The sequence below is a fragment of the Ruegeria sp. N4 genome, assembly GCF_056531425.1.
In genome coordinates this window covers 118886-140705 of record NZ_JBQFLT010000005.1, presented here as the reverse complement: position 1 = coordinate 140705, position 21820 = coordinate 118886, and the positions used below count along the sequence as shown (strand labels likewise).

18 protein-coding genes are annotated in these 21820 nt (G+C 60.5%); 7 read left to right on the top strand and 11 right to left on the bottom strand.

Annotation, left to right across the window (positions count from 1 at the left end; genetic code table 11):
• Positions 1-61: 61 nt before the first annotated feature.
• From ruvB to ruvC, 3 genes are read right to left on the bottom strand one after another with little or no spacing between them, the layout of a single operon-like run.
• Positions 62-1081, bottom strand: a complete 1020-nt coding sequence (ruvB, locus tag ACR0LW_RS10070) for a Holliday junction branch migration DNA helicase RuvB (RefSeq protein WP_480580212.1) — start codon at positions 1079-1081, stop codon at positions 62-64.
• A 4-nt stretch (positions 1082-1085) separates the two neighbouring features.
• Entirely contained in the window at positions 1086-1763 is a 678-nt protein-coding gene (ruvA, locus tag ACR0LW_RS10065; protein WP_480882558.1) for a Holliday junction branch migration protein RuvA, read from the bottom strand.
• A complete protein-coding gene (gene ruvC, locus ACR0LW_RS10060) occupies positions 1760-2257 on the bottom strand; it encodes a crossover junction endodeoxyribonuclease RuvC (protein WP_170520541.1) in 498 nt (165 codons plus the stop codon). The genes ruvA and ruvC overlap by 4 nt, the downstream gene beginning before the upstream one ends.
• Positions 2258-2590: 333 nt before the next feature.
• On the opposite strand from ruvC, the gene ACR0LW_RS10055 reads away from it, so the two are divergent.
• Positions 2591-2806, top strand: coding sequence for a DUF1127 domain-containing protein (locus tag ACR0LW_RS10055; protein WP_170520539.1), 216 nt, complete (start codon positions 2591-2593; stop codon positions 2804-2806).
• Between the two features lie 100 nt (positions 2807-2906).
• Here the strand turns inward: ACR0LW_RS10055 and ACR0LW_RS10050 are convergent, their stop codons facing one another.
• The 4 genes from ACR0LW_RS10050 to ACR0LW_RS10035 all read right to left on the bottom strand — a co-directional run bounded on the left by ACR0LW_RS10050 (position 2907) and on the right by ACR0LW_RS10035 (position 7799).
• Positions 2907-3251, bottom strand: a complete 345-nt coding sequence (locus tag ACR0LW_RS10050) for a hypothetical protein (protein ID WP_170454312.1) — start codon at positions 3249-3251, stop codon at positions 2907-2909.
• A gap of 107 nt (positions 3252-3358) precedes the next feature.
• Positions 3359-4231, bottom strand: coding sequence for a 50S ribosomal protein L11 methyltransferase (locus tag ACR0LW_RS10045; RefSeq protein WP_480882555.1), 873 nt, complete (start codon positions 4229-4231; stop codon positions 3359-3361).
• Positions 4232-4297: 66 nt separating this feature from the next.
• Positions 4298-5530, bottom strand: a complete 1233-nt coding sequence (locus ACR0LW_RS10040; protein ID WP_480882554.1) for an MFS transporter — start codon at positions 5528-5530, stop codon at positions 4298-4300.
• A gap of 73 nt (positions 5531-5603) precedes the next feature.
• Entirely contained in the window at positions 5604-7799 is a 2196-nt protein-coding gene (locus ACR0LW_RS10035; protein WP_480882552.1) for a primosomal protein N', read from the bottom strand.
• A gap of 88 nt (positions 7800-7887) precedes the next feature.
• Between ACR0LW_RS10035 and fsa the strand changes: the two genes are divergently transcribed.
• From fsa to ACR0LW_RS10015, 4 genes are all read left to right on the top strand, one after another.
• Positions 7888-8541 carry a fructose-6-phosphate aldolase gene (gene fsa / locus ACR0LW_RS10030; RefSeq protein ID WP_170520531.1) on the top strand — a complete coding sequence of 218 codons (654 nt, stop codon included), beginning with the start codon at positions 7888-7890 and terminating at the stop codon, positions 8539-8541.
• A 205-nt stretch (positions 8542-8746) separates the two neighbouring features.
• Complete coding sequence (locus tag ACR0LW_RS10025) at positions 8747-9454, top strand: DUF484 family protein (protein WP_480882550.1); 708 nt, start codon at positions 8747-8749, stop codon at positions 9452-9454.
• On the top strand, positions 9451-10371 hold the full coding sequence (locus ACR0LW_RS10020) for a tyrosine recombinase XerC (RefSeq protein WP_480882548.1): 921 nt from the start codon (positions 9451-9453) through the stop codon (positions 10369-10371). Before ACR0LW_RS10025 ends, ACR0LW_RS10020 begins: the two co-directional genes overlap by 4 nt.
• An 87-nt stretch (positions 10372-10458) precedes the next feature.
• Entirely contained in the window at positions 10459-11154 is a 696-nt protein-coding gene (locus tag ACR0LW_RS10015) for a CDP-alcohol phosphatidyltransferase family protein (RefSeq protein ID WP_170454326.1), read from the top strand.
• A gap of 6 nt (positions 11155-11160) precedes the next feature.
• Here the strand turns inward: ACR0LW_RS10015 and ACR0LW_RS10010 are convergent, their stop codons facing one another.
• On the bottom strand, positions 11161-11625 hold the full coding sequence (locus ACR0LW_RS10010) for a hypothetical protein (protein ID WP_170454328.1): 465 nt from the start codon (positions 11623-11625) through the stop codon (positions 11161-11163).
• Positions 11626-11704: 79 nt separating this feature from the next.
• Positions 11705-12160, bottom strand: coding sequence for a methylated-DNA--[protein]-cysteine S-methyltransferase (locus tag ACR0LW_RS10005; protein WP_480882546.1), 456 nt, complete (start codon positions 12158-12160; stop codon positions 11705-11707).
• Positions 12161-12365: 205 nt separating this feature from the next.
• Here ACR0LW_RS10005 and ACR0LW_RS10000 point away from each other — a divergent pair, with 205 nt between their 5' ends.
• Both ACR0LW_RS10000 and ACR0LW_RS09995 read left to right on the top strand, forming a co-directional pair.
• The gene (locus tag ACR0LW_RS10000) at positions 12366-13820 is read left to right on the top strand and encodes a di-heme oxidoredictase family protein (protein ID WP_480882545.1); all 1455 of its coding nucleotides are present in this window, start codon (positions 12366-12368) and stop codon (positions 13818-13820) included.
• A 209-nt stretch (positions 13821-14029) separates the two neighbouring features.
• Positions 14030-15988, top strand: coding sequence for a hypothetical protein (locus ACR0LW_RS09995; protein ID WP_480882544.1), 1959 nt, complete (start codon positions 14030-14032; stop codon positions 15986-15988).
• Positions 15989-16029: 41 nt separating this feature from the next.
• On the opposite strand, the gene ileS is transcribed toward ACR0LW_RS09995, so the two are convergent.
• A complete protein-coding gene (ileS, locus tag ACR0LW_RS09990; protein WP_480882543.1) occupies positions 16030-18942 on the bottom strand; it encodes an isoleucine--tRNA ligase in 2913 nt (970 codons plus the stop codon).
• A gap of 163 nt (positions 18943-19105) precedes the next feature.
• Positions 19106-21817: a DUF2339 domain-containing protein gene (locus ACR0LW_RS09985; protein ID WP_480882541.1), complete on the bottom strand. Its 2712-nt coding sequence runs from the start codon at positions 21815-21817 to the stop codon at positions 19106-19108.
• Positions 21818-21820 lie beyond the last annotated feature (3 nt).

Below are 21820 nucleotides of genomic sequence, written 5' to 3'. Positions count from 1 at the left end.
CAGGCCCTTCATCTTTTCAAAAATACTCCCGCCGGAGGCATAAAATCTAAAGGCAAGCACTTCAACCAAACAGATCGTTCTGACCCCGTGGCGCGGCCATACCCAAATGCGTCCAGGCCTTCTGCGCCAACATCCGCCCGCGTGGCGTGCGCTGGATCAGGCCCTGCTGCAACAGATAGGGCTCGATCACCTCTTCCAGCGAATCCCGGCTTTCCGACAAAGCCGCTGACATTGTCTCAATCCCCACAGGCCCACCGCCGTAATTCTCGGCGATCAGTTTCAGATACCGCCGGTCCGCACCGTCCAGCCCCAGATGATCCACACCCAGCCGCGTTAGTGCTCCGTCAGCCAGTTCGCGGGTAATCCGCCCATCGCCTTCAACAATGGCGAAATCCACCACCCGCCGCAGCAACCGCCCCGCGATCCGAGGCGTCCCGCGTGACCTCCGCGCAATTTCGCGCGCGCCATCATCATCAGCGGGCGCGCCCAGCTTGCGGGCGTTTCGGGTTACGATCTCGTGCAACTCATCCACCGTATAGAACTGCAACCGCGTCGGGATTCCGAACCGATCCCGCAGCGGCGTCGTCAGCAGCCCCATCCGCGTCGTCGCCCCCACCAGTGTAAACGGCTGCAACTCGATCCGAACCGTCCGCGCAGCGGGGCCTTCGCCGATCACCAGATCCAGCTCAAAATCCTCCATCGCGGGATAAAGCACCTCTTCCACCGCCGGGTTCAGGCGGTGAATCTCATCGATAAAAAGCACATCGCGCGCTTCGAGATTGGTCAGGATCGCCGCCAGATCGCCCGCCTTCGCTAGAACCGGGCCGGACGTCATGCGAAAATTCACCCCCAACTCGCGCGCCATGATCTGCGCCAGAGTCGTTTTCCCAAGCCCCGGAGGGCCATGGAACAGCGTATGATCCATCGCCTCGCCGCGTTGTTTGGCCGATTGGATGAAAATGCGCAGGTTGGCCCGCGCCTCTGCCTGACCAATGAACTCATCCAGACCCTGCGGGCGCAGGGCGCGGTCGTTATCCTCGGGCAACGGATCGGGGCGCAGGGTGGGATCAGCGTCTACCATTCACTCACCCTTTCGGTGCCAGCAGTTTCAACGCGGCGCGGATCAGGTCCGCCTCACCCACCTCCGGCAGGTTGGCCGCCGCTTCGGCCACGGCCGAGGCCGCCTCGGACGGGCCATACCCCAGATTGGACAGCGCAGACAAAGCCCCCGCCGATGCCGCCGCCGAGCCCGAAGCCGCTTTTACCGCCCGTTTCGGTGCAGGCGCAGGTTCGGACGGCTCAACCACGTCCAGCGCGGGACCATCCAAAGCCTCGGTCACAGTGCCGCCCATGGCCATCACACCCGGCGCCTTGTCTTTCAGGTCCAACACGATCCGCTGCGCCGTTTTAGGGCCCACACCCTTGGCTGCCTTGACGGCACCCCAATCACCCAGCGCAATCGCGCGGCTTACACCATCCGGACCCAGCGCCGACAGAATGGCCAGCGATACCTTGGCCCCCACGCCCTGAACCGAGCAAAGCAGCCGATGCCACTCCTTCTCGACCAGCGACAGGAAGCCATAAAGCTGCATCAGATCTTCGCGCACGACCATGTCAGTATAGATCGAGACCGCCTCGCCCACGCCGGGCAACGCCGCCATCGTCCGGTCCGAGCAATAGACGATGTACCCAACCCCGCGCACGTCAATCAGAATGTGATCCGCCGCGCGATAGTCCAAACGCCCCGTCAGCTTGCCGATCATGCCCGTACCTCTTTCACCCGCGTTTGCTGCGTTTTGCCGTAATACGCATGACAGATCGCAATCGCCAGCGCATCCGCCGCATCCGCGCCTTTGGGCGCACAGCCGGGCAGCTGCAGTTTGACCATGTGCAGAACCTGTTCCTTCTCGGCATGGCCGACGCCGACCACGGTCTTTTTGACCCGGTTAGGCGCATATTCCCCCACCGGCAGACCGGCTTGCGCCAGTGTCAGCAGGGCAACCCCCCGCGCCTGACCCAGTTTCAGGGTCCCTGCCCCGTCCTTGTTCACGAATGTCTGCTCGATCGCGGCCTGATCCGGCTGATGATCCGCGATAACCTCGACAATCTGATTGTGCAGGGACAGCAGCCGTTCACCCAGATCATCCCCATCCGACTTGCATAAGCCATTGGCAACGTGGCTCAGGCGGCTGCCATTTGATTCGATGACGCCCCATCCCAGGGTTCTCAGCCCCGGATCGATGCCCAGAATTCGCATGTTGTGCCTCGGCCTGCTCGGGTTATGTGATGTTTTTTCAACGCCTAGCACGAAGCGTGAACATTTTCCAAGCGAATTGACCGGAAGTCTGAAAACGACACCAGTATCCCACCCGCGACCCAAAGGTGTATTTGCGACCTGAAACGGGTCTGAAAGCGGCACCCGGATGAAGGTAAATTCACCAAATATTTAAGGGGATTACAGCCTCGTGAAGCCTTGCAAAAAATGCATAGGACACATGCAAAAAATGATCTTGTGAAGGTTATATGACAACACTAGATGCCGCTCAGATCGACTGATCAAACGTAAACACAAACCAGAAGGAAACAGGATATGGCTGCACTGGACACCACCCGCATCGCCACCACTGGCTCGTTCGGCCTCGCTGGCCGTATCGGCGCGTTTTTCGTATCGGCGTTCAACGTCGCTGCAGAATGGAACGACGCCCGCGCAACCCGCAAGGCGCTGGCTGGCCTGACGGATCGTGAATTGAGCGATATCGGCCTGTGCCGTGGCGATATCGACGACATCATCCAGCGTCGTCGCTAAAAGCGGCGACCGCGTATAGGCCCCTTCCTCCTCCCTGAGGGGCAAAAAAGAACACCGCGTGCCATTCAGCATGCGGTGTTTTTTTCTTCAGGAGGTTCGTTTAGTAGAGAATTTTGTTCAGTTGGACCGCGAGAGTCTCGGACAGAGGGTCAATCTGCATGACCCAGGCACCCGCTTTCTCGACCGAGGTTCCTTCGTTCAGGCTGTCGATCCGGAACTGGTACCCCGTTGGTCCGAGGCTGGAGAGCAGGAACGCCTTGAACCCGAAGAACCCGAGCAGACAGAACAGCAGCACCTTTGCGGGCACCGCAGATCGGACCCGCTGTGGTTTCATGACAACCAGGCCGTCTTTGCGCATCGTGGCGCGGTAGCCCCGGCTCATCTTCTGATGTTTCTTGTTCAGGCGATGAACGCGCTGATCGAAATCCAGTTGCTTTACCGTCATGGCAGCCTCCTCAAAACCGCCCCCCTCGACTTGATTGGAAAACGGTAAGTAGAGATTGCGACAAAAGCGTGGCGAAAATCCACAAAACTCCTGTAAATGGCCTAAATTCAGCCCTGTTTGCTTAAGATTAGCGTCGTCCACTCACCAATCTCGGCTCGATTTGCCAGATTAAATCCATTTTGGGAATAAACGGTCACAACATCGTCGGCCTGCTCATTCAGGATTCCCGACAAAATGGCATAGCCTTCGGGCCGCAGATTCGCGGCGATTTCCGGGGACAGGGCCACCAGCGGACCTTTGAGGATATTGGCAAAGATCAGGTCGTAAGGTGCCAGAGCCTGCAACTCGGGATGGTCAAATCCCGCCGCCTCGACACAGCGCACGGCGCCGGACATACCATTGGCGGTCAGGTTTGCTTCGGCCACATCGACGGCAACCTGATCGATGTCGCTGGCGATGATGTCGCCGTCCCAAACGCGCGCGGCGGCCATGGCCAGAACGGCGGTTCCGCAGCCGATATCGGCGACTTTCGACGCCGCAAACCCATCGTCCAGCAGGTGGTCCAGCGCCTTGAGGCATCCCAAAGTCGTGCCGTGGTGCCCCGTACCAAAGGCCATCGCCGCCTCGATCAGCAGAGGAATGCGTCCCTTGGGCAGCTTGTCGGCATCGTGGCTGCCATAGACGAAAAACCGCCCGGCCTCGACCGGGGCCAGTTCGCGGCGCACATGCGCCACCCAGTCGGTTTCGGGCAGTTCCGAGACCACAAAGGGCTTGGCGTCAAACGCAGCCGCAAGCACGGCCAGCGCGGTCTCATCCGGCGCTTCGGTGAAATAGCCGCCAACTTCCCAAAGGCCCGAGCCGTCTTCGACCTCGAACACGCCAACGCCGGTTGGTTCCGGGTCCAGACGCTCCATCGCTTCGCCCAGACCTTCGGCGGCGGTCTTGCCGGTCAGAGTGGTAAGCGCGGTGAATGTGGGCATGGGGGCCTCCTGTCTCAGTTGAAACAGCGCCTATGGCGCGGGCCCGCCAAGGTCAAGCACTGGTGGTTATTCAGCGGGGGCCGGGGCGTATTTCGCCAGGATTGTTTCATTGCCCGGTTCCGGGTGGCGCGGGATCAGCAGCGACAGCAGCAACGAGATCATGGCCATCGCCGCGGCCAGCCCGAATACGGCACCGGGCGAGACGACCCAGAGCAAGCCCAAAAGCGCAGGCAGGAACACCGCCGCGATGTGGTTAATGGTAAAGGCCACCGCCGCCGTGGGCGCAATATCCGCCGGGTCGGCGATTTTCTGGAAATAAGTCTTCAACGCCAGCGCCAGCGCAAACAGCACGTGGTCGATCACATAGAGGATCGCCGCCAGCAACACGCCCCAGCCGAACCAGTAGATGCCGCCATAAGCCGCGAAGACAATCGCAAGACCGGCGTATTCGAAGATCAGCGTGCGGCGTTCGCCGAACTTGGCCACCGCTTTGCCCAGCAGAGGCGCGGCCATCATATTGATCATCAGGTTGATCAGATACAGGCTGGTCAGTTCGTGCACTTCGAACCCGAATTTCTCGACCATCATGAAGCCCGCGAAGACGACAAAGATCTGCCGCCGCGCGCCAGCCATGAATTGCAGCGCGTAGTACAGCCAGTAGCGGCGGCGCAGTATGATCTTTTTGGTCTGCGGCGTCGGCGCGTCGAATTGCGGATAGGCAATCAGGCTGAATAGCGCCAGCAGGACAGTCACGCCGCCCGCAGCCATGAAGACGAAGTTATAGGACAGATCGAACCGGTCCCAGGTCAGCACGATCAGCCCATAGACCACCATCGTCGCAGCCGAGCCCATCGCCACCAGCCAGCCCAGCACCTGCGGCGCGCAGTCCTTGGGCAGCCATTGCAGTTGCAGCGACTGGTTTACCGTCTCGTAATAGTGAAACCCGATCGAGCTGAACAGCGTCACGAACAGCAACCCGCCAAGGCTGGGAAACCACGCCGTGACCGCCGTTGCCACGCCCAGCATGATCAACGAGATCATCGCCAGAACCTGCTCGCGGATAAAGATGATCACCGCGATGACGCCGACCGCCAGAAAGCCGGGGATCTCGCGCACCGTGTGCAGCAGGCCGATATCCGCGCCGTCGAAATTCGCCACCTCGATGACGAAGTTGTTCAGCAGCGCGCTCCACCCGTTGAAGGCAATCGGCATGGTCATCGCCATCACGAACAACAGCGTGATGGGGCGACGCCAGAACGGCAGGCTTTGCGCCTCGGATAGCGGCATGGGTTTCAGCATGAGACCCCTCTACGCCCATTTTCGCAGCTTGGCGAGGGGTATGCTGCACAGCCGCCCTGCGCAGATGCAGAGGTCAGTAGAAACTCTGCGGATCGATATCCACGGTCAGGCGAATGTCGCCTTTCAGACGCAAGGGCGCGATCCAGCGGGCGATGGCGTCCTGAATAGGTGCACCCTTGGGGGCCTTGACCAGCAAACGCACGCGGTGTCGCCCCCGAATGCGGGCAATCGGCGCGGGTGCAGGGCCAAAGACCTGCGCGCCGATCTGGCGCAACGGGGCATCGTTGCGGGCCATGGCGTTGCCGATGTCGAAAACCGGCCCGACCTCGGGGCCTGACAGGACGATCCCCGCCATGCGACCATAGGGCGGCACCCCGGCGGCCTGCCGCCCGGCAGCCTCGGCCTTCCAAAACCCCTCCTCGTCCCCCGACAGAATCGCCCGGATCACCGGGTGTTCCGGCTGAAAGGTCTGCAACAGCGCCTGCCCCGGCTTATCGGCCCGCCCGGCGCGGCCTGCCACCTGCCGCATCAACTGAAATGTCCGCTCGGCAGCACGCAGATCGGCACCATGCAGGCTGAGATCGGCGTCAATCACGCCCACCAATGTCAGCTTGGGAAAATTGTGTCCCTTGGCCACCAGTTGCGTGCCGATGACAAGGTCTGCATCCCCCTCGGCAATCTCTTCGATCTTGGCCTTCAGCGCCCGGGCCGAGCCGAACAGATCGGAACTGAGCATCGCGATCTTCGCCTCGGGGAATGTCGCTTCGGCCTCTTCGGCCAAGCGCTCGATCCCCGGCCCGACCGGGGCCAGCTTGCCCTCGACCCCGCAGGACGGGCAGGTTTCGGGCATCGGCTTGGTCTCGCCGCATTGATGGCACATCAGACGTTTCAGAAACCGATGCTCGACCATGCGCGCGTCGCAATGGTCGCAGGCGATTTGCTCCCCACAAGCCCGACACAGGGTCACGGGCGCATAGCCGCGACGGTTGATGAACAGCAACGACTGTTCGCCCCTCTCGATCCGCTGCCGCACCGCCTGCCGCAGGGACGGAGAAATCCACGTCCCCGGCTGCATCTGCTCGGCCCGCATATCGAGGGGCTTCATCTCGGGCAGAACCGCCGCTCCGAACCGAGAGGTCAGGTCGAGCCGATCATATTTCCCCGCCTCGGCATTGGCCCAGCTTTCCAGCGACGGCGTCGCGCTGGCAAGAATCACCCGCGCGCCACAGATGGCCGACCGCAAAACCGCCATGTCACGGGCGCTGTAATGCACGCCGTCTTCCTGTTTGTACGAGGTGTCGTGTTCCTCATCGACAACGACCAGCCCCAGATTGCGGAACGGCAGAAACAAAGCTGAGCGCGCGCCTACCACCAGTTGCGCATCCCCCTGCCCGACCATGCGCCAGACCCGGCGACGCTCGGTCATCGTCGCGCCCGAATGCCATTCCGCCGGACGGGCACCAAACCGCGCCTCAACCCGGGTCAGGAACTCGGCGGTAAGAGCGATCTCAGGCAACAAGACCAACGCCTGCCGCCCCTGCCGCAGCGCCTCGGCCACGGCCTCAAGATAGACCTCGGTCTTGCCAGACCCCGTCACGCCTTTCAGCAGCGTGGTGCCATAATCCCCGGTCCGCTGCCCGGCCTGCAACCGCGCCACGGCTGCGGCCTGATCCTCGCTCAGGTCTTTGCCGGGCAAATCCGGGTCCAGATGCGGATAGGGCAGATCGCGGGGGCTGTCCTCTTCGCGCACCGCGCCCTGCTTGACCAACCCTTTGACAACAGACGAGGTCACACCCGCCTGCTCGGCCAGTTCCTTCAGCGTGAACGCCAGCCCGCCATAATCGCGCAACACCTCCAGCACCCGCGTCCGGGCATCGGTCATCCGGTCCGGTTCACGGTCGCCCAGCCGGTAAATCTTGCGCATCGATGGCGGATCACCCAACCCCGGCGCGCGCGTCGCCAGACGCAGCATCGCGGGCATGGGTGTCAACGTGTAATCGGCCACCTTGCCCAGAAACAGATGCATCTCTTCCCGCATTGGCGCAACGTCCAGAACGCGGATCACCGACCGCGCCTTGGCAAGGTCAAAACCACCCTGCCCCGGCCCCCAAACCACGCCCAACACCTTGCGCGGCCCCAGCGGCACCTCGACAAACGCGCCCAGAAAGCACCCACCCTCGGGCGCCTTGTAATCCAGCGTCCGGTCCAGCGGCTGCGTTGTCAGCACCGCTACCAGCTCTCCTTCGTCGAAAAATCCGTTAGCGCTCACGGCATATCCTATGCAGGGGGTTCCAGCAGGGGTTTCTTTGAGGTAAAGCCATCCGCGACCAAGGCCAACCCATCAAAGGACTGCCCTCATGAAATTCTTCGTAGACACAGCCGAGATCGACGCCATCGCCGAACTGAACGATCTGGGCATGGTGGACGGTGTGACCACCAACCCTTCGCTGATCCTGAAATCGGGCCGCGACATTCTGGAAGTGACCAAAGAGATCTGTGATCTGGTCGATGGCCCCGTCTCGGCCGAAGTGGTCGCGACCGAGGCCGAGGACATGATCGCCGAAGGCCGCAAGCTGGCCAAGATCGCGCCGAACATCGCGGTCAAAGTGCCGCTGACATGGGCCGGTCTGAAAACCTGCAAAACCCTCAGCGACGAAGGCCAGATGGTTAACGTCACGCTGTGCTTCTCGACCAATCAGGCGATTCTGGCCGCCAAAGCGGGCGCGACCTTCATCTCTCCTTTCATTGGTCGTCTGGACGACATCAACCTCGATGGAATGGACCTGATCGCCGATATCCGTCAGGTCTATGACAATTACGGGTTCGAGACCGAAATCCTCGCCGCTTCGATCCGCACTGTGAACCATGTGACCGACAGCGCCCGCATCGGTGCAGACGTGATCACCGCACCGCCTGCCGTGATCAAGAAACTGGCCGATCACCCGCTGACCGATAAGGGCCTTGAAACCTTCCTGGCCGACTGGGCCAAAACCGGTCAGAAGATCCTCTGACCTCAAAGCCTTAGCGCCCACGCGGCACCGACAGGTGCCGCGCCCGGCCCAACTGCATACACCTGATCCCCGGATCAGGATGTCGCAGGCGGGAGCCGTTCGATCACAGATCGCACCAAAATCCACCCATACGTGCATTTTTTCCAAGGCAATCCCGACCTGCCATGGTATAAGCCGCCAAAACAAAAAACCGACCGGACGGGACATGAGCAGCAACCCAAAACTCGAGGATAACCTCCGCGCCGCGATTCTGGCCAAGCCCGACGCGTTGCTGGACGACAAGGATCTGATGCAGGCGCTTGTGGCCGCCAATGAACAGGCGCGCGGCGACAATGTGATCGACCTGCGCGGCATCGCCATGCAGCGGCTGGAACAACGGCTGGACCGGCTGGAAGACACGCACCGCTCGGTCATTGCCGCAGCTTATGAGAACTTGGCAGGCACCAATCAAGTGCACCGCGCCATTCTGCGCCTGCTGGAACCGGTCGAGTTCGAGGATTTCCTGAAGGTTCTGGGCAATGACGTGGCCGAGATCCTGCGGGTCGACCGCGTCACGCTTGTTCTGGAAACCACCGTGGTGCAGGACGATCCGGCCATCGACAAGCTGGGCGGTGTTCTGACCGTCGTCGAGCCCGGTTTTGTCGATACCTACCTGACCTATGACCGCGGCGGCCCGGCCCGCGAGGTCACCTTGCGCGAAATTCAACACGCAAACCCGCGCGTCTATGGAACCGGCGCAACCCATCTGCGGTCCGAGGCCTGCCTTAAGCTGGATCTGGGCGCGGGCCGTTTGCCCGGCATGATCGTCATGGGGGCGACGGACCCACGCCACTTTACCCCGCAGCTTGGCACCGATCTTCTGGCCTTTTTCGCTGGCGTGTTCGAACGCTCGATGCGTCACTGGCTGTCGTGAGCCTGATCTCCCCGGCCTGCCGAAACGCGCTCCAACACTGGTTGGAGAGCCTCAGCGCGCTGGCCGGGCGGTCGGACAACACGCAAACCGCCTATCGCGGTGACGTCACCGATTTCCTGTCCTTCATGACCCTGCACCACGGGGATCGTCAGGGATTGGCCGCTTTGGAACGTATTACCGTATCGGATATGCGGGCCTGGATGGCGGATCAGCGCGGATCGGGCGTCGGCGCGCGGTCACTGGCGCGTAAACTCTCCGCTGTCAAAAGCTTCTACCGCTGGCTGGCCGAGCGTGAAGGGTTCGAACCCACCGCCGTCCTGTCCACCCGCGCGCCCAAGTTCACCAAGAAACTGCCCCGCCCCCTTGCCGAAGACGCCGCCCGCGCGATGATCGACACGGTCGAGTTGCAATCGACCTCGGACTGGGTTTCTGCCCGCGATGTGGCAGTGGTCACTCTGCTTTACGGTTGCGGTTTGCGGATATCCGAAGCCTTGTCCCTGACCGGAGCCGACGCCCCGCTGCCTGCAACCCTGCGCATCATGGGCAAAGGCGGGAAAGAACGCATTGTTCCGGTCATACCCGCCGCCCGTGAGGCCGTGACCCGATACCTGAAACTCTGCCCGCACCCTCAGGCCGACGATGCGCCCTTGTTTCGCGGCGTGCGCGGCGGGCCGCTGAACCCGCGGGCCATTCAGGGCGCGATGGCCAAGGCGCGGATGCAACTGGGCCTGCCGTCAACGGCCACGCCTCATGCCATGCGACACAGCTTTGCCACCCACCTGCTTACGGCCGGGGGGGATTTGCGTGCAATTCAGGAACTGCTGGGCCACGCCTCATTATCGACCACTCAGGCTTACACAGCCGTCGATACCGCGCGGTTGATGGAGGTTTACAACCGTGCACATCCCAAAGCGTGACGCCTGGAACGCTGCGTCCTGAAGACTTCTGCAACTTAAGCGGGCTTTTGATTTGCATCTCGGCAACGCATCGTACATGACAGCCGCATGACACTTAGATTCAAAGCATTAGCCGTCCATCTTTTCACCGCAACGGGCGCCGTTTTCGCCATGCTGGCCATGCTGGCCGCCGTCGAGGAAAAGTGGAGCCTGATGTATCTCTGGCTCGTCGTTTCTTTCATCGTCGATGGCATCGACGGTCCTTTGGCCCGACACTATCACGTCAAGAAAAACGCGCCTGAATTCGATGGTGTCCTGCTGGACCTGATCATCGATTACCTGACCTACGTGTTCATTCCGGCCTATGCCCTGTTCAAGTCCGGGTTGATGGATGGCTGGACCGGGTGGTTTGCAATCATTGTCATCACCTTTGCAAGCGCGATGTATTTCGCCGATACGCGCATGAAAACCAAGGACAACTCCTTTTCCGGCTTCCCCGGATGTTGGAATATGGTGGTGATCGTGATTTTTGCGCTTGAACCCAACTTCTGGTTCAGCCTGGTGCTGGTGACATTGCTGTCGATTGCAATGTTCCTGCCGCTGAAATTCGTCCATCCCGTACGGACCGAACGCTGGCGCAGCCTGACCTTACCGATGGCCCTGGCCTGGACCTTCTTTGCGGGCTGGGCAGCCTGGGTCGATTTCCACCCTGAAAGCTGGGCGCATTGGGGGCTGGTTGTCACCAGCCTGTATCTGACCTTTGCCGGTATCGCGCAGCAGATCATACCGCAGCGCAATACCTAGAGGGGGTTACAGGACGTCCTGAACCTCGAACTCGGTGCCGTTATGGGTAAAGACATCTCCGGCCTGTAGCCCAACCATGGCCAGATAGATCGGGCTTTGCGTTGAAATGCCCATATAGGTTTTGCCGTCCACGTCAAACCGCGTCGTGGAAACGCAGACAACAAAGCGGCGGTTGTTGAACTTGATGATCGCACCCGGCTGCACCGTATCGGTCAAGCCGAAGTCGGTGTTTTCAATGACGTCGATCTTGGCATGGTGCGCATGGACCGGGGCGTCAAAGGCGGCCGCCAGATCGGCATTCTCACGCGAGGCGGCGATATCGTCCTTGTCGTGGCCCTCGCGGTCATCCAGCTGAGCGTCTTTCAGGAAGGCATCGTAATGCGCCTGAGCGGTTGCCAGTTCCTGCGCCTCTAACGACATCAGCTTGTCAATAATGGCCTTCTTGCGGGCGGCACGGTCTGCGTCGGTCATCATGCAATAGGATCCTTCAAAATCAGCATCAAATATAAGTTGAGCATCCGGATTTCGGATTGCAACTGATTTCCGTCACTCAGATCAACAGGCCCGCTGCCTTTTCATGACGCAAAAGGGCGACCTTCGTCTCGATCCCGCCATCACCGGAAAACCCGCCCAAACCGTTGGCGGCCAGCACCCGGTGGCAGGGAATAATGACCGGGATCGGGTTTGCCCCGCAGGCCTGCCCCACCGGCTGCGCAGGTTGTCCCAGCTCTTTTGCGATGTCCCCGTATGTGCGTGTCTCACCCAATGGGATCGCGTACATCAGATCACAAACCTGCTTTTGAAACGCGGACCCTTCGACACGGTACGGCAGGTCGAAACGGTCAAGCTGACCCGCATCATAGGCCCGCAACTGGGCCGCGGCCTCGTGCAGCAAAGCCGTCGGTTCACCTTCGTTCGAACCATGCCAAACAAGACGCCTGACAAAGCCGTCCTGCTCTTCTACCCCAAGGCATCCAAAACGCGTTTCAACGGCAATCATCGGCATGTCGCGATGCTGTCAGAGCGGGCTCAGTTTCGCAAGGCTCGGCGCTCATCCACTTAAACAAACACGCATTCACATAAAACGTTGTTGTGATGAATTGTTATCCCTAACGTGAGGGCAGCTGAAATCAACGCCAATGGGGGATGGGATGCGAAATCAGATTCGCGTTATTGTTGTAGGTTCGCTTGTTTTATCAGCTTCAGTTGCTTTGGCCGAAACGCCTCCGCCGGTCGATCAGAAAGACCTGATGTCGCGGTTGGGCAAGGACCGGCTCAAGGCTTTCGTCTATGCCTTTGAGGCCGGCGACGAAATAACCGAAGCGGACTATACGATGGAGCGCGGGGTTGGTGCACGCGTCTCAGATGGCCAGTATTTCTCGCGCCTGCCACGCGCCGATCTGGCCAGCGCCGGGGATTGGGCCGAACATTATCCGACCCGCGAAGGCGGCCCACAGGCGCATTCGTGCATTTCCTGCCACTCGGCCCCGCTGGCCAACGGGGCGGGACCGATGGCGATGAACGTTGTGATCGACCCGACGCATTCGGGTGATCCATCCAGCTTTCTAGAACGCAACACCCTTCATCTGTTCGGCCTTGGGGCAGTGCAGCGGGTCGCCGAGGAAATCACCCAAGACCTGAAGCAACAGGAAGCCGCACTGGCCAAGGAAACCTGCGAGGAGAGCTTCCCGATCAAACACTATCTGGTGTCCAAGGGCATTTCCTTTGGCGCGCTTACAGCCTCGGCCGAGGTGGACGGAACAACCTGCAAGGCCAACATTAACTACGATGAGGTCTACGGAATCGATGAGGACCTGATCGTGCGCCCTTTCGGTTGGAAAGGCTTGCACGCGACCCTGCGTAGCTTTGCAAGAAGTGCGGCCCATAACGAGATGGGAATGCAGGCGGTCGAGTTGGTCGGAAACGAGGACGGGGATTTCGATGGCGTGACCGGCGAACTGACAGTCGGAGACGTCACCGCTGTCACGCTCTATATGGCTGCGTTAGAGCGGCCAACCTCCAAGCTGGAACTTGCGGAACTGGGTTTGGTCGAGTTGACCCAGGATGAGAAATACAAGCTGTTGCGCGGCGAACAGCGGCTGGTGGATGCCGGGTGCACGTCCTGCCACGTGCCAAGCGTCGATCTGAACAATGCAGTGTTTTCCGAACCCAGCGCCGTGCCGGGATATAGCGAGGAAGAACTGCCCAGCGGCGCAATCGCTGCCAAACTGGGTTTGGACGGGAAAAACCCCATGTGGTTTGACCTGACCAAAGATCAGCCCAACAACCGGATCGCAATGGCCGATGGCAGCGAGGTCCATTTGGGCGCGTTCCCAAGCAAGGGCGAGACCGGCGCAACCGTGTTCTGGTACACCGATTTCCGCCGTCACGACATGGGTCCCAAGCTTGCCGATCCGATTGACGCTTATGGCTTCGGTGCCTCGGTTTGGCCCACGCGGTCGCTGGCAGGTGTCGGTTCGACGGGACCGTGGCTGCACCACGGCCATGCCACCACATTGCGAGAGGCGATTATGGCCCATGGCGGCGCGGCGGAGCTTAGCAAGAACGCGTTCATTGCGCTGCCCGAGGAACAGCAGGACGAGTTGATCGCATTCCTCGAAAACCTTGTGATCGCGAATTTCGATCCCGAGGAAGAGGAAGGCTGACCGTCCGCCTGACAACGCCGCAGAAGCCCAAGTTCATCCTGCGCCTGCCTGCTGAAACAGCGCGGGCGCAGTTGGTCTTGGCCGGGCCCAGTTGGCCAATTCCCGCGTCGCAAATTTAGACAAATCGCCAGATAAGCGCGTCCTTTTGGGAAAACCCTCGGCCCGTGCTATGCTGATGGCATTGTTTTATGCGTTGGAGTTTTGGGGGAATGGGACGGCATCTTGTCCTCACAGTTCATGGTATCGGCGAACAGAAACCCGGTGAAACGGTAGATCAGGTCGTTGGCGCGGCCACGACCTGGCTGGACGGGCGACCCAAACCCCCGATCGAGGTCGAACGCGGCATGATCGAGCTGGCCGAGACAACGTTCAACGGCACCCCGCGCAATGCCAAGCTCTATAAGGTTAATCTGCGGAAAGTAACCAAACCCTCGGTCCCCAGCGACGAGGCCCTGTTTGCCGAGGTTTATTGGGCAGATCGTTCGCCCGCGCCAAAAGGGGCCATCAAGACAATACTGGATCTGATCTGGGTGGTTCTGGCGCTGGGCTATCTGGCGATGGACAATGTCGAACAGACCCATCAGCGCAAGAATATCGCCCCGGACGCCCCCAACGGCAGGAACACTTTCGCCGCACAGTTGGTTCATCTGTTCACCTGGATCTTTTTTGGCGCGGTCGCGACCCTGAACGCCTATCTGTTGCTGGGCGCGGCGGTGATAATGATCGACAGAATTCCGGTCGGATTTTTTCAAAGCCCGACATTGCTGTTCTGGCTGCTTCTCGCGCTTTACGCAGGCGGAGCTGTTGTTGGTCTGCTGCGTGGTTTTTCCGCCCCGACCTATCTGCGGCGGGTATTTTGGCGTGGCATGTTCGGAATGGGGGTCGTTCTGGCGCTTGGTCTGGCCCTAGGGCCGGTTGGCGCTGAATTTCGCAATTGCATCCCGTCAGAGACAACTTTCTGTCCTTTGATCCTGGAACCCTTTGTGGGCTTTCAGATCTACATATTGTCGGTCTTCTGGGCCACGCTGATCTTCCTGACACTATTTCTGTACTTGATGTCCGCCGCCCCCATTCAGATCAACGACAATCTGACAGAACACAGGCGGCTTTATCCAAGCATTTGCGCCGGCATGATGATCTTCTGGATGTTCTTCATTTCGGGTCTGTGGCTAACCATCGAACAGATGTTGAAAACCGTTGATTTCTTGTCGGACGGTCAGCTCCAGACCTTGTTCGACGCCAACCTCCGCGACTCGATCGAAACGCTAAGCGCCGTGTTCATCGCCATCGTTCTGTTGCTTTTGGTCGGTGGCGGGCTGTTTGCCGGTCGTCGGAAATTCAAGGCGAACCTGCATGCCCGCAACGGGCTGATCAGCCGCGCGATTGTCAATCGGTTTGCGCAATGGGTCTTTTTGTTTGGGGCGATTGTGCTGGTTCTGGTGACGATCCGCGAGATTGTCACGAACCCGCACCATGGCTCTGTCTGCAAAACCACCCTGAACGACGCTTATGTCATTGCCTGGGCTTTGGATCGGCTTGCTTGTTTTCACGGTGAGATCGGCCTGATCGTGCTGGGCGCGACGGCTTTGATGTACCGGTTTTCAGATTTTGTTGCTGCCGGGCTGGGCGTGGCGCGGGACATTGTGACTTATGCCATTCGCGACAGATGTTTCATCAGCGCAGATCTGAACAGCAGAATCCACAACTACCCGGACCGTACCGCCATTGACGAGCGGTTCTATCGCACAATGCACTATGTGCTGGACATCTTTCCGGCGGACCATATCACCGTGATCTCGCATTCTCAGGGCACTGTGATTGCGACCCAGATGTTGGCCGACCCGCGGGTGCAACGGCTGATAAACGGGCGGAACCTGACATTGATCACGATGGGCTGCCCGGTCACGCATATCTACCAGCGCTATTTCCCCGAGATGTTTACGGTCGTTGCCGGAAAACTGAACGCCGCGTGGTTCAACATCTTTCGGCAGGATGATTTCGTCGGCACTGAGATCGAAGGCGGCCTGATATTCTCGGATCGCAACATATCGGTCAATCCCGGAGGGCATTCCGGGTATTTTACCGATTATGAGGTCTGGAAAGCTTTGACAGATCCGAAAATCGGGTTCGACCTGTTCAACCCGACACCTCAGACCAAGCAGCCCTGAACTGAAATCGCCCCCTCAGATACCCGAGGGGGCGGTTCGCTTTAGCCCAGTGCTTCGTTGCAGCGTCCACACACGCCTTCATGCGCGTGCAGCCCGACATCCGGCAGGATCTTCCAGCAGCGCTGGCATTTTTTGCCCTCGGCTTTCTCGAAAATCACCGCAACACCTTCGATTTCCGGTACGCGTAACGCCTCGGCCGGGGCCGGATCGCCCGTGACGGTCAGGCCGGAGGTGATGCACATGTCATCCACGTCAAACGTCGCCAGCAAGTCGCGGGTTTCGCCATCCTCGACATTTACAATCGGCGCGGCCTCAAGGCTCGATCCGATCACCTTGTCCTGGCGCTGCACCTCAAGCGCGGCAGTCACGGCGCGTCGCACGCGACGAACCTTGGCCATGTTGGTTTCCAACTCGACGTCGCGCCAATCGGCGGGCGTTTCGGGGAAATCCACCAGATGGACCGAGCTGTCGTCGCCCGGGAACCGCTCCAGCCAAACCTCTTCCATGGTGAAAACCAGTACAGGGGCCAGCCATGTGGTCAGGCGGTGGAACAGGATGTCCAGCACCGTACGGGCTGATCGGCGGCGCAGGGTATCACCGTCGCAATAGAGAGCATCTTTGCGGACGTCGAAATAGAAAGACGACAGATCGACCGTGGCAAAGGTAAACACGGCGCTGAACACACCTTGGAAGTCGAAGGACGCATAGCCCTTGCGCACCTGTTCATCCAGTTCCGCCAAACGGCTGAGCACCCAGCGTTCCAGACGCGGCATGTCCTGCGGATCGACCCGGTCAGCTTCGGTGAAGTCGGCCAGAGAACCCAGCATGAACCGCATCGTGTTGCGCAAACGGCGATAGCTGTCAGCGGTGCCCTTCAGGATTTCCGGTCCGATCCGCTGGTCAGCGGTATAGTCGGTTTGAGCAACCCACAGGCGCAGGATATCCGCGCCGTATTGCTTGACGATCTCCTCCGGGACAATGGTGTTGCCCAGCGACTTGGACATCTTGTTGCCCTTGGCATCGAGCGTGAAGCCATGGGTCACCACGTTCCGGTACGGCGCACGGCCCTTAGTGCCACACGCTTGCAGCATGGACGAATGGAACCATCCCCGGTGCTGGTCGGTGCCCTCCATATAGACGTCGGCGATGCCGTCCTCGGTCCCGTCCTCACGGTCACGCAGAACGAATGCGTGGGTCGAGCCCGAGTCGAACCACACGTCCAGCACGTCAAAAACCTGATCGTAGTCGTCCGGGTTAGCGATGCCATCGAGGATCTTTTCTTTGAAGCCGTCCGTGTACCAGATATCCGCGCCGTCCTGCTCAAACGCCGCTTTGATGCGGGCGTTGAGTTCCTCGTTGCGCAGCAAGTAATCCGCGTCGGTGGGCAGCGCCCCCTTCTTGGTGAAACAGGTCAGCGGCACACCCCAGGCGCGCTGGCGCGACAGAACCCAGTCCGGGCGGGTCTCGATCATCGAATACAGACGGTTACGGCCTGTCTGCGGCGTCCATTTCACCAGTTCGTCGATGGACCGAAGCGCACGTTCGCGGATGGTGTCGCCCATCTCACCCATACCGTCGTCTAGTTTGCGATCAACAGATGCAAACCACTGCGGCGTGTTGCGGTAGATGATCGGAGCCTTCGAGCGCCACGAATGCGGATAGCTGTGCTTGATCTTGCCGCGCGCGAGCAGGCCGCCAACCTCGACCAGCTTGTCGATGACGGCCTTGTTCGCATCACCTTCGCCGCCCTTGCGGGACAGGATGTATTTGCCGCCAAAGAACGGCAGATCGGCACGGAAGCTGCCATCGTCCATCACGTTATAGGTGATGACCTGCTCGAGCATCCCCAGATCGCGGTACAACTCGAATTCTTCCATACCGTGTGACGGCGCGCAGTGGACGAAACCGGTCCCTTCGGTATCGGTCACAAACTCAGCCGCGCGGAAGTCGCGAATGTCGTCCCATTCGCCATTGCCGCCTTCGGCCCCAGCCAGCGGGTGCGTCAGTTGCACGCCTTCCAGCTCATCGGTGGTCACGTCACGAACGCGGGTCCACTGATCGTCGTTCAGACGCGCACGGCCCAGCACGTCGGCGGCCAGATTGTCAGCCAGCAGGAACTTGTCGCCGACACTGGCCCAGCACTCGTCCGGCGTGTCGGTGACTTCATACAGGCCGTAGGAGATATCCTTGCCGTAAACGACCGCCTTGTTCGACGGCATGGTCCACGGGGTCGTCGTCCAGATCACGACAAAGGCGTCATCCAGTTCGCCTGCATTCACGACCCTGAACTTCACCCAGATGGTAAAGCTTTCCTTGTCGTGATACTCGACCTCGGCCTCGGCCAGAGCGGTTTTCTCGATGGGCGACCACATCACGGGCTTCGAGCCCTGATAGAGCGTGCCGTTCATCAGGAACGTCATGAACTCGTCGGCAATCACCGCCTCGGCGTGATAGTCCATGGTGATATAGGGATCGGCCCAGTTACCAGTGATGCCCAGACGCTTGAACTCTTCGCGCTGGATGTCGATCCAGCCTTCGGCGAACTTGCGGCATTCCTGACGGAAGTCGACAACGTTCACCTCGTCCTTGTTCTTGCCTTTCTTGCGGTACTGTTCCTCGATCTTCCACTCGATGGGCAGACCGTGGCAATCCCAGCCGGGCACATAGCGCGCGTCAAACCCCATCATCTGATGGGACCGCACGATCATGTCCTTGATGGTCTTGTTCAGCGCGTGACCGATATGCAAATGGCCGTTCGCGTAAGGAGGGCCATCGTGCAGGGTAAAGGGCGTGCGGCCCTCTTTCTCGCGCAGGCGGTCATAGACGCCGATCTTTGCCCAACGGTCCAGCCATGCGGGTTCGCGCTTGGGCAATCCGGCGCGCATGGGGAAATCGGTCTTGGGCAGGTTCAGCGTGTCTTTGTAGTCAGGTGTTTGGGTCGTGTCGGCGCACATTGGGGGCGTCCTTTGGGTGATCTGGTCGTACTAGGATCGAAGCGGTCGGTGCGAAGTCTCAAACACCTTTGCCCGGCGTCTCGAGGATCAGAGCGCCGGGGATATAATTCGAATAATGATGGCCAAACGGTCAAACATGGCCGCGCTTATATGACGCCCGCTCTCAATGGTCCAGAGGTTCCGGGCCTTGCGGCAAATGGCGCAGCTTGGCCCAGCGGTTCAGCCATGCAAGCCCCGCCAGCGCCAGCCCCAGCGCCAGCAGCGAGAAGACGCGGATCAGACCGCCAAGGCCCGCGATGTCGATCAGGAACACCTTGGCCACGGCCAGCCCGATCACCGCCAGTCCCGCCTTGCGCATCAGGTCGGACCGCCGCGCGAGCGATTGGTAGAACAACGCCGCACCGACAATCAAAAGGCTCAGGGTATAGGTATAAAGCTCGGGCTGGGTCACGCCGTTGCCCTCGTACATGCCTTCGGCACCCTGCCAGACATGGCGGATGGTCAGGCCCAGCCAGACGGTCGCCAAACCCGCAGCCACACCGTAGCTGACCTGCCGCAAATGCTTGGGCATGGACGTAATCCTACAGGCCGAAAACCCGATGGCCAGCGCGGGGATCAGATAGGCCACCGCCAGTGTGTTCAACAGCGGAGGGCCCAGAACCGGCTCGGCCAAGGGGTTCAACAGCGGGTTGCGATCTACCAGAGCTTCGACCAGACGCAGCATCCCGTGACCGGCGAAGAAAATCGCCAGAGCATAGCGCGCATAGGTCAGCTTGCCGCCCAGTTCGAAGCGTTGCACCTGCGCATAGGCCAGCAGCAGCCAGATCACCGACAACAGGCCCAGACCCCAATGGCTGTTCTCGGCCCCGCCTTCACCAAACGCCTCCAGCCAGCGAAGCAGAAGCAGCGATAGCAGGATGCCTCCGGTCGCCCAGGCCGCGCTTTCGAGCAGCAGCTTGGCAATCGGGCGGTCCAGCGGTTTGATCAGCACCCAGCCGACAAAGAACCCAAGCGTCGCCGAAGCGTAGACCAGCGCCATCTCGGCAAGTGGTGCGCTTTCGGCCCAGCGCAGACCGGGGTCCAGAACCAGCCGTACGGTTACTGTGAACACACCTACCCAGATGAACCAGCTCATCGGCGGCAAAGTGAACCGGCGATCCAAGGCCGCAGCGGCCACGATGGTCACGACCAGCGCAATCGTCAGGGCCGCGGAACTGAGGACGATCACGCAGGCGAAGGCCAGACAGGACAGCGCCGAGAGCGTGGCCAGCGCGGGCCGCATCCGGTTCTCGCCATCAACGCGGGCGAAGCGTTCCGCCATACCAACCATCACCGCACCCAAAACGATGGCGTGCAGCGCCCAGGGGTACGGGCCGATCACCTTGGCCGGATGCCAGCCGACCTCCAGCGCGATGGCCATGGCGGGCGCGAACACGGCGGCCGCCCCGGCCCAAATGGCGGCGTATCGGTCTGCGTTGAAGGATCGCCAAGCCGCAAGAACCGAGATCAGCACGCCCAACGCGGCCAGTATCGTGACGACCAGCGGGGCATCTGCTTCGGGCGTCTCGGCATAAGTGGCCGCGAAGGTGCGCGCGACGGTGCCGTTTTCGAGGCCATGCGCGACGACAAAACCGATCAATCCAACAGCCGGGAACACCGTGACATCCGGCAAGGCAGGCGCGTCCTTGGCCCACAAAAGCAGCGCCAGAGCCAACCCGAGCAGCAAGCATATGGTCAGCCAGAACTCACCCGCTGAATCCGCCCAGTGCAGGGACAGGATGCCCGAACTGACGGCCACTGCGGAAAATGCCACGCGGGTCGGGAAAGCAGGCCACGGATCACCCTTCTTACGCCGGATGATCTCGGCCACCATCGGGCCCGCGTGATCGGGCCAGATGCGCCGGATGGGAATTGCAATGGCCAGAATCGTCAACACTGTAACGCTGGTCAGATAGCCCGGCTCGGTCAACGGGGAAGACAGAACCAGCAGCAGGCAGGCAATATAGGCGGCAAAGAGCGTCAGCACCGTAATCCACGCCCAGCGCCGCACCGTATCGATGCCCAGACCCAGCAGGGTCAGGATGACAAAATACCCATACAGCCAGGTCGGATCATCGGATGAGCCGCCGACCATAAAGGGGGCAGCGAAGGCTCCGATCAGCCCCACAGCGGCCAGCAGCGGCCCGTGGAACCAGCCAAGCACCAGACCCACCAGCGCGACCAGAACCATGCCGACCAGCGCCGTTTCGGGAGAGATCAGGTCATAGAGTTGCCGGGCGGCCAGAATGCCGCCGAACAATGTCACCAAGCCCGCACCGGAAAAAACCGATGGCAGATACGCGGTCGAGGCTGTTTCGTCATCGCCGAACCTGCGGCGAATAACTTCTCCCGCCACGATCAGCACGACCCCAAAGGCCAAGGACGCAGCGACCCGCGCCGCCGGGGGCAGCAGCCCATTTTCAACCCCGTATTGCACCAGAAAGATACCGGCCAAAGCCAAGGACAGGGCCGAAACCGCGTAAAACCAGTTCTCGCGCAGCCACAGCCCGAGGGCCGCAAAGCGATCCTGTCGGAAAACGACGGCCCCTGATGGCTCGATCTCTTCGGCAACCGGAGGATCCTGCTTTTGTTCAGGTGGCGACCATGGGCCGGGCGCGGCCTCTGATGCGGGCAAGTCCATCTCGGCTTTTGGCTCTGGCGCCGGTGCCACGGCCTCTGGCAGTTCGGCCTCAGCCTGACCCGGCGACAGCGCCTGTACTTGCCGCTCAAGGTGTTCAACCCGGCGGCGCAAGCGGGCTTGACCAACCAAAAGCACGACAATCGTTACCGGAATGGCCAGTACAATCAGGCCAAGAAGAACAAGCAGCGATTCCAATTC

What these genes read in the sequence shown, in the direction of transcription:
- ACR0LW_RS09995 (WP_480882544.1), top strand. Translation starts at nt 14,030, where the DNA reads ATGGGACGGCATCTTGTCCTCACAGTTCATGGTATCGGCGAACAGAAA.
- ACR0LW_RS10015 (WP_170454326.1), top strand. Translation starts at nt 10,459, where the DNA reads ATGACACTTAGATTCAAAGCATTAGCCGTCCATCTTTTCACCGCAACG.
- ruvA (WP_480882558.1), bottom strand. Translation starts at nt 1,763, where the DNA reads ATGATCGGCAAGCTGACGGGGCGTTTGGACTATCGCGCGGCGGATCAC.
- ACR0LW_RS10050 (WP_170454312.1), bottom strand. Translation starts at nt 3,251, where the DNA reads ATGACGGTAAAGCAACTGGATTTCGATCAGCGCGTTCATCGCCTGAAC.
- ruvC (WP_170520541.1), bottom strand. Translation starts at nt 2,257, where the DNA reads ATGCGAATTCTGGGCATCGATCCGGGGCTGAGAACCCTGGGATGGGGC.
- ACR0LW_RS10010 (WP_170454328.1), bottom strand. Translation starts at nt 11,625, where the DNA reads ATGACCGACGCAGACCGTGCCGCCCGCAAGAAGGCCATTATTGACAAG.
- ACR0LW_RS10045 (WP_480882555.1), bottom strand. Translation starts at nt 4,231, where the DNA reads ATGCCCACATTCACCGCGCTTACCACTCTGACCGGCAAGACCGCCGCC.
- ACR0LW_RS10025 (WP_480882550.1), top strand. Translation starts at nt 8,747, where the DNA reads ATGAGCAGCAACCCAAAACTCGAGGATAACCTCCGCGCCGCGATTCTG.
- ACR0LW_RS10055 (WP_170520539.1), top strand. Translation starts at nt 2,591, where the DNA reads ATGGCTGCACTGGACACCACCCGCATCGCCACCACTGGCTCGTTCGGC.
- fsa (WP_170520531.1), top strand. Translation starts at nt 7,888, where the DNA reads ATGAAATTCTTCGTAGACACAGCCGAGATCGACGCCATCGCCGAACTG.
- ACR0LW_RS10005 (WP_480882546.1), bottom strand. Translation starts at nt 12,160, where the DNA reads ATGCCGATGATTGCCGTTGAAACGCGTTTTGGATGCCTTGGGGTAGAA.
- ACR0LW_RS10040 (WP_480882554.1), bottom strand. Translation starts at nt 5,530, where the DNA reads ATGCTGAAACCCATGCCGCTATCCGAGGCGCAAAGCCTGCCGTTCTGG.
- ileS (WP_480882543.1), bottom strand. Translation starts at nt 18,942, where the DNA reads ATGTGCGCCGACACGACCCAAACACCTGACTACAAAGACACGCTGAAC.
- ruvB (WP_480580212.1), bottom strand. Translation starts at nt 1,081, where the DNA reads ATGGTAGACGCTGATCCCACCCTGCGCCCCGATCCGTTGCCCGAGGAT.